11 protein-coding genes are annotated in these 11,558 nt (G+C 74.8%); 8 read left to right on the forward strand and 3 right to left on the reverse strand.

What is annotated here, in order from left to right; translation table 11 throughout:
• Positions 1–4 precede the first annotated feature (4 nt).
• The 8 genes from rsfS to ACOJUF_RS15615 all read left to right on the forward strand — a co-directional run bounded on the left by rsfS (position 5) and on the right by ACOJUF_RS15615 (position 8,435).
• Positions 5–454 carry a ribosome silencing factor gene (gene rsfS / locus ACOJUF_RS15580; protein WP_420122753.1) on the forward strand — a complete coding sequence of 150 codons (450 nt, stop codon included), beginning with the start codon at positions 5–7 and terminating at the stop codon, positions 452–454.
• Positions 451–1,098, forward strand: coding sequence for a histidine phosphatase family protein (locus tag ACOJUF_RS15585; protein WP_420122744.1), 648 nt, complete (start codon positions 451–453; stop codon positions 1,096–1,098). Before rsfS ends, ACOJUF_RS15585 begins: the two co-directional genes overlap by 4 nt.
• Positions 1,099–1,119: 21 nt before the next feature.
• Positions 1,120–2,007, forward strand: a complete 888-nt coding sequence (locus ACOJUF_RS15590; RefSeq protein WP_420122745.1) for an ATP-grasp domain-containing protein — start codon at positions 1,120–1,122, stop codon at positions 2,005–2,007.
• Positions 2,007–2,837: a TIGR03620 family F420-dependent LLM class oxidoreductase gene (locus ACOJUF_RS15595; RefSeq protein WP_420122746.1), complete on the forward strand. Its 831-nt coding sequence runs from the start codon at positions 2,007–2,009 to the stop codon at positions 2,835–2,837. The genes ACOJUF_RS15590 and ACOJUF_RS15595 overlap by 1 nt, the downstream gene beginning before the upstream one ends.
• 143 nt (positions 2,838–2,980) lie before the next feature.
• Positions 2,981–3,568, forward strand: a complete 588-nt coding sequence (locus ACOJUF_RS15600; RefSeq protein WP_420122747.1) for an NYN domain-containing protein — start codon at positions 2,981–2,983, stop codon at positions 3,566–3,568.
• A 974-nt stretch (positions 3,569–4,542) separates the two neighbouring features.
• Complete coding sequence (locus tag ACOJUF_RS15605) at positions 4,543–5,292, forward strand: helix-hairpin-helix domain-containing protein (RefSeq protein WP_420122754.1); 750 nt, start codon at positions 4,543–4,545, stop codon at positions 5,290–5,292.
• A gap of 3 nt (positions 5,293–5,295) precedes the next feature.
• On the forward strand, positions 5,296–7,683 hold the full coding sequence (locus ACOJUF_RS15610; protein ID WP_420122748.1) for a ComEC/Rec2 family competence protein: 2,388 nt from the start codon (positions 5,296–5,298) through the stop codon (positions 7,681–7,683).
• A gap of 308 nt (positions 7,684–7,991) precedes the next feature.
• A complete protein-coding gene (locus ACOJUF_RS15615; RefSeq protein WP_420122749.1) occupies positions 7,992–8,435 on the forward strand; it encodes a GNAT family N-acetyltransferase in 444 nt (147 codons plus the stop codon).
• Positions 8,436–8,445: 10 nt separating this feature from the next.
• Here the strand turns inward: ACOJUF_RS15615 and ACOJUF_RS15620 are convergent, their stop codons facing one another.
• From ACOJUF_RS15620 to ACOJUF_RS15630, 3 genes are all read right to left on the reverse strand, one after another.
• Positions 8,446–9,294 (reverse strand): LLM class flavin-dependent oxidoreductase, encoded by an 849-nt coding sequence (locus ACOJUF_RS15620; RefSeq protein ID WP_420122750.1) that lies wholly within the window; start codon positions 9,292–9,294, stop codon positions 8,446–8,448.
• A gap of 7 nt (positions 9,295–9,301) precedes the next feature.
• Complete coding sequence (locus tag ACOJUF_RS15625; protein WP_420122751.1) at positions 9,302–10,351, reverse strand: DUF6319 family protein; 1,050 nt, start codon at positions 10,349–10,351, stop codon at positions 9,302–9,304.
• Positions 10,352–10,618: 267 nt separating this feature from the next.
• The gene (locus tag ACOJUF_RS15630; RefSeq protein WP_420122752.1) at positions 10,619–11,509 is read right to left on the reverse strand and encodes a MurR/RpiR family transcriptional regulator; all 891 of its coding nucleotides are present in this window, start codon (positions 11,507–11,509) and stop codon (positions 10,619–10,621) included.
• Positions 11,510–11,558 lie beyond the last annotated feature (49 nt).

Genomic DNA, 11,558 nt, shown 5'->3' on the forward strand with positions numbered 1-11,558 from the left:
CAGCATCGCGCTGGCCACCGTCGCGGCGCAGGCCGCCGCCGACAAGAAGGCGACCGACATCCTGCTCGTCGACGTGTCCGAGCGGCTGGCGATCACCGATGTTTTCGTCATCGTCACCGGCGCCAACGAGCGGCAGGTCGGGGCGATCGTGGACGCCGTCGAGGAGCAGATGCGGGCGGCCGGCTGCCGGCCGCCGCGCCGGGAGGGCCAGCGCGACGGGCGCTGGGTCCTGCTGGACTTCGTCGACATCATCGTGCACGTCCAGCATCCCGAGGAGCGGGTGTTCTACGCGCTGGACCGGCTGTGGAAGGACTGCCCGGTGATCCCGTTCACCGACCGGGCCCTGGCCGGGACCGACGCCGAGCGCGGCGACCGGACCGGTGACCGGACCGGTGCCGAGGCCGAGGCCGAGGCCGCGATCGTGACCGACCCGGAAGCCGTTCACACGCCGTGACTCTCGAGCATCTCATCCTGATGCGGCACGGCGAGACGGAGTGGAACCGGGGCCAGCGCCTGCAGGGCCATCGCGACATCCCGCTGTCCGACGTGGGCCGCATGCAGGCGGTCGACGCGGCGCCGTCGGTGGCCGCGCTCCGGCCCGAGGTGATCGTCGCCTCCGATCTGGGCCGGGCGCGGGAGACCGCCGAGGCCGTCGCCACCCTGCGGGAACTGCCGGTCGTCGTCGATCCGCGGCTGCGGGAGACGTCCATGGGCAAGTGGGAGGGGCTGACCCGGGACGAGGTCGTCGCCGGCTGGTCGCGGGAGTGGAACGACTGGCGCACCACCTCGGCCCACGCGTCGCCGCCGGGCGGCGAGTCGCGCTGGCAGGTCGCCGCCCGGGCCGCCGCCGTGGTCTACGAACTGGACGCCGGATCGGTGACCCGCGCCCTCCTGGTCTCCCACGGTGGCACCATCGTCGGTCTCACCGGGCGGTTGCTGGTGCTGCCCGAGGACTCCTGGGGCACCCTGGTCGGCGTCGGCAACTGCCACTGGGTCGTGCTGCACCGGTACGCCGGCGCGTGGCGGCTGCACTCGTACAACGCCGGCCTGGGCGGCCTGGTGCTGCCCCGCGGCGAGGACCAGGTCGCCGGTACCTGAGCGCGCACTACCCTGGCCGCCATGCGTGTTGCCCTCGTGTCCGCCACCGCCGCCCTGGGCACCGATGACGACGAGGCGTTCCTGCTGCCGGCCCTCCGGGCGGCGGGCGCCGACCCGGCCGTGGTCGTCTGGGACGACCGGGCGGTGGACTGGGCCGCGTTCGACGTGGTCGTGCTCCGCTCGACCTGGGACTACACGATGCGCCGGGACGAGTTCCTGACCTGGGTCGCGGCCACCGACGCGGTGACCCGGTTGCGGAACCGGCCTGGCGTCGTGCGATGGAACAGCGACAAGGTGTACCTGCGGGATCTCGCCGGGTACGGGCTACCGGTGGTGCCGACCGAGTTTCTGTCCCCCGGGGACCGGCCCGCGTTGCCGGACGGGGTCCCGTTCGTGGTCAAGCCGACCGTCTCCGCCGGCAGCCGCAACACCGCTCGCTACGCGCCGGGGGAGCAGGACGTCGCCCGCGACCACGCCCGGCGGCTGCTCGACCGGGGCCGCACTGTCATGGTCCAGCCGTACGTGGCCAGCGTCGACGAGCGCGGCGAGACGGCCCTGGTGTTCCTCGGCGGCCGGTACAGCCACGCGGTCACCAAGGACGCGCTGCTGGTGCCCGGGGAGCGGGCCACCGAGGACAAGCTCTTCGCCACCGAGAAGCTGCACGCGGTGCAGCCGTCCGCCGCGGAACGGGCCGTGGCCGATGCGGTGCTGGACGCCATCCCGTTCCCGCGGGACGAGTTGCTCTACGCGCGGGTCGACCTGGTGCTCGGGGCGGACGGCGAGCCGGCGGTGCTGGAACTCGAACTCGTCGAGCCGTCGCTGATGCTGCCCCAGGCCCCACCGGAGGCGGCCGGCGTGCTGGCGCGGACCATCGTGGCCCTGGCGGGGCCGGACAGGCAGGAGCGGTGATGGAACTCGGTCGCTACGGAGTCTGGATCCACAAGGACCGGCTCGACGAACGGCTGGCCCAAGAGATCGAGGCGCTGGGCTACGGGGCCATCTGGGTGGGCGCGTCGCCGACCGGCGAGCTGAGCCCGGTCCCGGCGGTGCTGGCGGCGACGGAGCGGATCGTGGTCACCACGGGAGTGGTGAACATGTGGGCGACGCCGCCCGAGGAGGCCGCGGCCGCGTACCACCGGCTCGCCGACGCGTTCCCCGGCCGGTTCCTGCTGGGCACCGGCATCGGGCATCGGGAGTCGTCCGCGCAGTACCGCAGCCCCTACGAGACGATCGTCGACTACCTGGACCGGCTGGCGGCCGCCGGGGTACCGGCCGGCGATCAGGTGCTGGCCGCGCTCGGGCCCCGGGTCCTGCGGCTGGCCGGCGAGCGGACCCGGGGTGCGCACCCGTACTTCACCACGCCGGACCACACCCGGTTCGCCCGGACGCAACTCGGGGCCGGCCCGCTGCTCGCGCCGGAGCAGAAGATCGTGCTGAACACCGATCCGGCGGCGGCCCGGGCGATCGGGCGGCCGACGGTGAGTTACTACCTGGGCCGGGTCAACTACCGGAACAACCTCAAGCGGTTCGGCTGGACCGACGCGGACCTCGCCGACGGCGGAACCGACGCCGTGGCCGACGCCCTCGTCGTCCACGGGGACGCCGCGGCGCTGGCGGCCGGCCTCGACGCGCACCTGGCCGCCGGCGCCGATCACGTCTGCGCGCAGGTGCTCACCGAGCCGGGCGGCGATCCGTTGCCGGCCCTGACCGCGGTGGCGCGGGAGCTGGGGCTGGGCTGAGTCGTCAGCGGATCTCTCCGGTCAGGCGGACCGTCAGGGGGCCGGTTTGGGCCTGGGCGCCGGCGGGCGGGTGACGGCAGGGATCCCGGTGGGCCGCCCACCGACGAGTCGCGCCGGGGACCGGTGCGTGCGAGGCTGGCGCCGTGACCGAATCGGCCGGCCGTCCGGTGTTCGTGCTCGTCGACGGCGAGAACATCGACGCCACGCTGGGGTCCAACATCCTGCACCGCCGCCCGGACCCGAAGGACCGGCCCCGCTGGGAGCGGGTGCTGGAATACGTGCGCAAGAGCTGGAATTCGGGTGATGTGCGGGCCCTGTTCTTCCTGAACGCGACCGACATGACGTTCCCGAACCCGTTCGTCCAGGCGCTCGGCAACATGCACTACAAGCCGGTCCTGCTCAGCGGCCCGCCCGAGGTCAAGATCGTCGACGTCGGCATCCTGCGCAGCCTCGACGCGATCCGGACGCTGGAGGGCGACGTGGTGCTGCTCAGCCACGACGCCGACTTCATCCCGGCCCTGACTCCGTTGCTGGACGGGACGCGTCGGGTGGGCCTGGTCGGGTTCAAGGAGCAGTTCAACTCGGCGTACGGCGAGTTGGTGCCCGACGGGTTGGAGATGCTCGACCTGGAGTACGACCTCGGGGCGTTCAACGTCACCCTGCCCAGGATCAGGATCATCCCGCTCGACGAGTTCGACCCGATGCCCTTCCTGCTGGCCAAGCAGGTCTGAGCCGGCGCCCGGCCGGGCTCGTCGGGGCGGACATGGCCCGCGCCGGCTGACCCGGAAAGTTGTCCCCATGTCCGATATCCGTGCACATTCGGGGTCGGTCCCTGTCGGCGTACGGCGGGTGTTCCTAGCGTCGGGGTGTGCGTTCTCGACCTGATCCGCGGCCCCGGTTGGCTCCGTTGCGCCGTCCGCCGGCGACGGCCCGCGACGCCGCCGACCCGGGTGCCGGGGCGGTCCCCGCGGATCCGGAGTTCGGTGGATGGGTGCCGGTCGTCGACCGGGCGCCGACCGACGAGGATCTGCTCTCGGACTGGGCCCCGCGGACCGGGCGCGGTCGGGGCCGGCGGCGCGCGGCCGATCCGGCTCCGGCCTCGGGCCGTGCTCCGGCCTCTCGCGGTGCTCCGGAGCCGGCCCGGCCGGCGGAATCGCCCTCCACCGGGGGTGAGTCGCCGGCCGGTCCGCCGGCGCTGCGGCTGGTCGGGGCGGAGCCGGTCGGGTGGCCCGCTGACTCGTGGCCCGAGGATTACTGGCCCGATGATTCCTGGCCCGATGGGCGTGAGTCCGCCGACGGCCGGACCGATGTCGATCGGGACGGCAGCCGGTCGAGCCCGGCCGGGTCCGCCGGTGGTGGGTCCGCCGAGGGTGGACGCAGCCCCGCGGATCAGGAGCCGGAGGCGCGGACGCAAGCCGATCCGGCACCGCCCAGGTGGGAGAGTGGAGATCTCGAAGCCGATCCCGACACCGGGGGCGGCGGAGCCGATGTCAGGGCCTCATCGCCGCGCGGGGCCACCACGGGAGCACCCGAACCCGACCCCGACCCCGATCCCGACGCCGAACCCGACGCCGGCACCGGCACCGGCACCGAAACCGGCACCGGCGGCGGCACCGAGGCACACCCCGAGGCCGACGATGTCGCGCCCGGCCGGGTGCGGGCGCACCGGATCAACGGTCGTTGGGGCAGATTCGCCGAGTTGTGGGTGCCGGAGTCGATGCGGGAGGCGCGGGTCGATCCGGGTCGGCGGGGGATGCTGGTGCTCGTCCTGGTGGCCGCGGTGGCGGCCGTCGTCGCCGCGGTCGGTGTGTGGCGGGACCGGCCGGAACCGCGGCCGGTCGAGACCGCCGTCGTGGCCGTCGCGTCGGGGCAGCCGGCCGCGCCGGTGTCGGAGGCGGCGGCCTCCCCGGCGGCGGCCGTCGGGGCGGCTGGGACGTCCGGCGCGATCCCGTCGTCGGTACCGGTCGGCGGGTCGGTGACCGAGATCCTGGTGTCGGTCACCGGTCTGGTCACGAATCCGGGGGTGGTGCGGCTGGCCCCGGACGCGCGGGTGGCCGACGCCATCTCCGCGGCCGGCGGCACCCAGCCGGGGGCCGACCTGACCGGGATGAACCTGGCGGCCCGCCTCGCCGACGGCGATTCCGTCGTCGTCACCGACACCGGAGCCGACGCGGCCGCGGGACCGACCGGCGGATCCGGCGCGGCCGGCGGCTCCGGATCGGGGGGCGGAACCGGCGGTGAGGACACGGCCGCGGCGGGCGGGCTGGTCAACCTGAACACCGCCGACGAGGCGGCCCTGGACACCCTGCCCGGCGTGGGTCCGGTGATGGCCAAGAACATCCTGGCCTGGCGGGAGACCAACGGCCGGTTCGCCACGGTCGAACAGTTGCAGGAGATCAGCGGCATCGGCCCGTCCCGGTTCGCGCAGCTGGCCCCGCTGGTCACGGTGGGGTGAGCGGTGTTCCGGGCCGCGGCGGACGAGGAGAACGCACCGCCGCCCGACCTGCGGCTGGTGCCGGGTGCGATCGTGCTGTGGGTGGCGTCGATCGCCGTGCTGCTCGGCGGTCCGCCGGTCGCCTGGTGGATCGCCGGGCCGGCCACGGTGGCCGCGGCGATCCTGGCGGCCGTGCGGCCGGCCGGTTGGACGGTCGCCCTGCCGGTGCTCGCCATGGTGATCGCGGCGGCCGCCGTGACCGGGCTGGGCGAGGGACAGCGGGCGGCCGATCCCGTGACCCGTGCCGCCGACCAGCGCTCCTGGGCTCGGCTGACCGGAACCGTCGCCGGCTTTCCCGAGCGGATCGCAGACGGCTTCGGCTCGGGCGAGGGAACGCAGGCCGGCGGGGACGGCGAGGCCGACCGGCAGCGCTGGCGCGTCCCGATGCGGGTCGACGAGGCCGAGGTGGCCGGGTGGCGGTCCGGCAGCACGGTCCGGATCGCGCTGATGGGGACGGGCAGTGCCTGGGCGGCCCTGCTGCCCGGGCAGCCGATCGAGGTGTCCGGACGGCTGGCGGCCACGACGTTCGCCGGGCGGCCGAGCATCTCGCTCGCCGCGCGAGATCCCCCCGAGGTGCGCGGCCCGGCGCCCGGGCCGTACCGGCTGGCCGGCGCCGTCCGAGCCGGGTTGCACGAGGTGGCCGGCCGGCTCGACGGCGACGCGGCCGGGCTGCTGCCCGGCCTGGTCGTCGGCGACACAGGCGGCATCGACGAGCAACTCGACACCGACGCGAAGGCCACCGGCATCAGTCACCTGCTGGCCGTGTCCGGGTCGCACTTCGCGGTCCTGTGCGGGTTCGTGATCGTGGTGCTGCGGCGCGCCGGTCCACGCGTGGCCGCGGCCGGCGGGGCGGTGACACTCGTCGGGCTGGTCATCCTGGTCGGTCCCGAGCCGTCGGTGCTGCGGGCCGCGGTGATGGGTGGGGTCGGCGTGCTCGCGCTATTCAGCGGGCGGACCCGGACGAGCCTGCCCGCCCTCGCCGCCGCGGTGATCGGGCTGCTGCTGATCGATCCGGAGCTGGCGGTCAGCGCCGGGTTCGCGCTGTCGGTGCTGGCCACCGGTGGGTTGGTCCTGCTCGCCCCGCTGTGGTCGAAGGCCTGGCAGCGACGTGGCCTGCCGCCCGGTTGGGCGGACCTGCTGGCGATCCCGCTGGCCGCTCAGGTGGTCACCATGCCGGTGGTCGTGCTGATCTCCGGGTCGGTCTCGATCGTGGGGGTGGCGGCCAACCTGCTGGTCGCGCCGGTGGTGGCCCCGGCGCTGGTGCTCGGCATGCTGTGTGCGCTGACCGGACCGTGGTGGCCGGGCGCCGCCGACGTCGTGGCCCAGCTCGCCGCCCCACTGCTGACCTGGGTCGGCACGGTCGCCCACACCCTGGCCCGCTGGCCGCAGGCGACGGTGCCCTGGCCGGCGACCCCCGCCGGTGCGACCCTGCTCATCGCCGCCACCGTCGCGGTCGCCGTCCTGCTTCGCCGCCGATGGTTCCGGCTGGTGGTGGTCGCCGGGGTGACCGGGGTGGCGGTCGTGGTCGTCCCCGTCCGGGTGGTGGCGCCGGGCTGGCCGATCACCGGCTGGCTCCTGGTGGCCTGCGAGGTCGGCCAGGGTGATGCCCTGGTGCTGTCGACCGGGGAGCCCGGGACGGCGATCGTCGTCGACGTCGGGCCCGACCCGGCCCTGATCGACGGCTGCCTGGACCGGCTCGGCATCGGCAGCATCGCGCTGCTCGTGCTGACGCACCTGCACGCCGATCACGTCGACGGGCTCTCGGGTGCCCTGGCCGGTCGCAGCGCCGGCACGATCGTCGTCGGCCCCAACCGGGAACCCGCCGCGGCCTGGCACGACGTGACGGGCCTGGCCGCCGAGCGCGGAATCCCGGTCTCCGAGTACCACCCCGGTGACACGGCCACGGTCGGCGACACCAGCGTCACCGTGCTCGGACCGGAGAAGGCTTTCACCGGAACCGATTCCGATCCCAACAACGACTCGGTGGTGCTGATGGCCGACGTGGCGGGCACCCGGATCCTGCTCACCGGCGACATCGAGATCGAGGCCCAGCAGGCGCTGTTGAACGCCGGGGCCGACCTGGATGCCGACGTGCTCAAGGCCCCGCACCACGGGTCGTCGAAGCTCCTGGAGCGGTTCGTCGATCGGGCGTCGCCGGAGGTGGCCGTGATCGGGGTGGGTGCCGGCAACGACTACGGGCACCCCTCGCCGAAGGCGTTGAGCCTGCTGGAGCGGGAGGGCGTCCGGACCGTGCTGCGCACGGACACCCAGGGCGACGTCGCCGTCGGGCGACGGGACGGCCACCTGGTCGCCGCCGAACGCGGGCCCACGCTCCGCAGCGCGCCGGGCTGACGGCCGGATGCTGCGGGTCACGCCGCGCCGGCCGCGCTGCTCCGGCCGGGCTGCTCCGGCCGGGCTGCTCCGGGCACGCCGCTCCACCTCAGGGGTCGCCGCGCCACGTCGAACGGGCGCGGCGTCCCCCTCGGTGGCGCATCGTCGTGGGACCGCAGGTCGCATGACCGCTGGACCCGCACGACCGCTCAGCCCCCGGCCGCGCAGCCCCCGACCGCTCGGCCCGGGTCGCGCCGCCGGGCCGGCTGCGGCATGCTCGGCCGCACCTCGACCGGCGTCCCGGCCGGCCCGACCGACCGGAGGCCTTCGTGACCGACGATGTCACCGTCCGACCCCTGCGGGTCCCGGATCGGTCGGAGTGGGCCGCGCTGTGGCGGGGCTACCTCGCGTTCTACCGGGCCGAGCTGACCGACGACGTCACCGAGCACACCTGGGCCGCGCTGACCGACCCCGCCGCCCCGGTGCACGGACTCGTCGCGGTGGCCGGAGGGCGGGTCGTCGGCCTGGCCCATGTCGTGCTGCACGCCACGACGTGGGCGACCCGCTCCACCTGCTATCTGGAGGACCTGTACGTCGATCGCGGCGTCCGGGGCGCCGGACTCGGTCGGGCGCTGATCACGGCCGTGTACGCGTTCGCCGACGAGCACGAGGCGTCCGGGGTCTACTGGCTCACCCAGGAGTACAACGCGCCGGCCCGCTCGCTGTACGACACCGTTGCCCACCGAAGCTCATTCGTGGTCTACCAGCGCTAAGGACCACCGATCAGCCGCGGGCCGCCGCGACCGCGGCCCGCACCGCCGGCACCGTCTCGGTCGCGAACCCGCGCAGCCTGGACTCGTCGTCGGTGGAGAGCACGAAGGTCGAGATCCCGTCGGCCAGCGCAAGGTCGGTCAGCCGGCCGGCGGTCACGTCCGCGGGAATGTTGAGCCAGCGCCGGATCTCGCGCGGGTCCCGGCCGGCCGCGGTCGCGGCCTGGTCGATCAGGGCGTTCCCGGCGGCCAGACCGCCGGGCGGCAGGTTGCCCAGCGAGGGCAACCAGCCGTCGGCCAGCCGGCCTACCGTGCGCAGCATCCGCGGACCGTACGCGCCGAGCACGATCGGAATCGTCCGGCTCGGGGCCGGCCCGCGCTTGGCCCCGGCGACGTGGTGGAACTCGCCGGCCACCCGTAGCGGGCTCCGGTCGTCGGCGGCCCAGATGCCCCGGATGATCTCGATCGCCTCGGTCAGCGCCTGCACCGCCTCGCCCGGCGACCGGCGTGGCTCACCCATCGCCTCGATGGCATCCCAGAACGCGCCGGCTCCCAGCCCGAGGTCGAACCGGCCGGCGGAGAGAAGGTCCAGGCTCGCAGCCGCCCGGGCCAGCACCGCCGGCTGGCGCAGCGGCAGGTTCAGCACGTTGCCCGCGACCCGGATCCGTGAGGTGCTTGCCGCCACCCAGGTCAGCAGCGTCCAGGTGTCCAGGAAACGCGGTTGGTACGGGTGGTCCTGGAAGGTGACCAGGTCGTAGCCGAGGTCCTCGCAGAGCACCGCGTGGTCGACCGGCTCGTCGGCCGGAGCGTTGCGCGGGGTGAGGAAGGTGCCGAACTCCAGGGCATGTCCGTAGTCGGGCACGGCCGGCTCACCCCGTCGGTTCGGGCAACTCGGCCAGTTCCGCCTGGACCGCGGCGAGCTCGGCGGCCAACGCGTCGGCGCGGGACTGGGCGGCCTGCCGCTGCTCGTCCAGCACGGTGCCGACGGCCCGGGTCAGCGTCTCGTCCCCGAGCAGGCCGACCAGTTCCCAGACCCGGGCGGGCGCGACGGACCCGTGGCGTACGACGACCTTCGCGCCGACCTTGGCCTCCAGCCGCCACTGCGGCGGGTCGGTGTCGGTGGTGCCGATGCTGATCGCCACCGCCGGGCCGCGCCGTTTGGCCGCCGGCTTGGCCCCCGACTTGACGGCGGCTTTCGCCGCCGGCTGGGCCGGCCGGGGCGCCTTGGCCGGCCCGGCGGGATCGGCGCTTGACGGGCGCGCCGGCCCGCCGAAGAAGATGCGGTCGACCGCGGGGGCCGGGCCGCCGCCGGGAGAGCCGTTCGCCATGGGCCCGTGGGCCGCGGCGCCGCCGTTGGTCGCCGCCCCGTGACCGAGGCCGGCGCCGGCGGCATGGTCAGCGGCCGCACCGTTGCCCGAGCCCGCGCCGTTGACCGGGGCCGCCGGGCCGTGGCCCGGGCGTGCCGGGACGGCGGGCGCGATGAGGGGCTCGCCGGGCGGCAGCACCGCGGTCCCGGCGCCGTTGGTCCCGGCGCCATTGGTCCCGGCGCCGGTGGTCCCGGCCCCGTTCGTGACGGCCCCGTTCGTGACGGTCCGAGCAGCGCCGTTGGTGGCGACCGCGGCCCCGCGACTCGCCCCGCCGGCCGATCCGCTCCTGACCGCCGACGCGCGCGCCGGCGCGGTCAGATCGGCCGGGGCGAAGGGCAGCAGATCCTTCATCCCGTTGACCGACAGCTCGACGTGGATGAACTCGTCCCCGTCGACCGCCGGATCGCCCAGGCTGCGGACCCGGCCGATCGCCCCCTCGGGGAACTGCGCGCTGTGCGCGATGGCGACGCGCACGATCTTGCCCTGGTCCAGCCGGGACCTCAGGTCCTCGACGTCGATCGGCGGGGGTGCGGTGCGTCGGCGCGGTGGCATGGGGCTGATCCTGCCACCGGGCGCCGACAGTACGTTCGAGACGTGCCGTTGGACCGCCGAGATGTCCGGCGCGCCGCCCGGCCGGACGGCGCCGGTGGCGCACGATCAACCCCGCCGCTCCCGGGCGTGGCGGTGGGTGACACCGTCCTCCGCCGGCCGCACCGTGCGCCGGCGCGCACCGTGCACCGGCGCCGGCGCGCACCGTGCACCGGCACGGGCCGGTCGCCGATCTTGTCGGCCGCGCCGGGCGCGATCCGCCCCGCGGTCTCAGCCGGAGCGGGAATGCTGGATCGCAGCCGTGTAGGTCTCCTCGAGGTGCCCGAGGGTCTCGTCGAACCGGCGGGCCGCGAACGTCGCGTACAGGGCGTCGACCACGAGCAGCTGCCCCCACTTGGACGTGACGGACTCGCCGTAGAGGCCGCCGCCGGGGATGGTCGCGGTGAACAGGGCGATGTCGGCCACGCCGACCAGCGGCGAGTCGGCGTCGGAGGTGATGGCGACGGTGGCCGCGCCGTGGCTGCGGGCGATCCGCATCGCGTCCACGATCGCGTCGGTCCGGCCGGAATCGCTGATGCCGATGACCACGTCGCCCGCGGTGAGGTTGGTGGCCGTCATGATCTGCACGCTCTGGTCGTGGAACAGCAGGCACTTCTTGCCGGCCCGGGTGAACCGCATGACCCCGGCGTCGGCCGCGACACTGGACAGGCCCTGGGCGAAGAAGGCGATCACGGAGGCGTTCTCGACCAGGTCGACGGCCGCGGCCAGCGCGTCCGGGTTCAGCCGTTGCCCGGTCTGCCGGAGCGCCTCGGCGCTGCTGCGTTCCACCTTGCCGATGATGGTGTCCGGCGACTCGTCCCGGCTGATGCCCTCGTAGACGTACCGGGTCTCCGGGCCCGCGGCGGCGGCCCGGCTGGCGAACGTGGCCTCGGCGATACCCAGCCGCAGCGACCGGTACCCGGTCAGCCCCAGTTCGCGGACGAACCGGGAGACGGTGGAATCGGCGACGCCGGCGGCGTCGGCCAGCTCGGTGATCGTCATGTTCCGGGCCCGTTCGGGGTCGCCCAGGACCAGTTCGGCGATCTGCCGCATGGCCGGCGCCATGTACGGCAGCCGGCTGGCCATCTCCTGCAGCAGATTGCCCGCCCCCGCCGTGGTCATGGGGACAGTCTCCCCGACCGGCCACCGAATCGCGGTCAACCCGACCTCC

The sequence above is a fragment of the Nakamurella sp. genome, from assembly GCF_048594475.1.
Lineage (GTDB): Bacteria > Actinomycetota > Actinomycetes > Mycobacteriales > Nakamurellaceae > Nakamurella.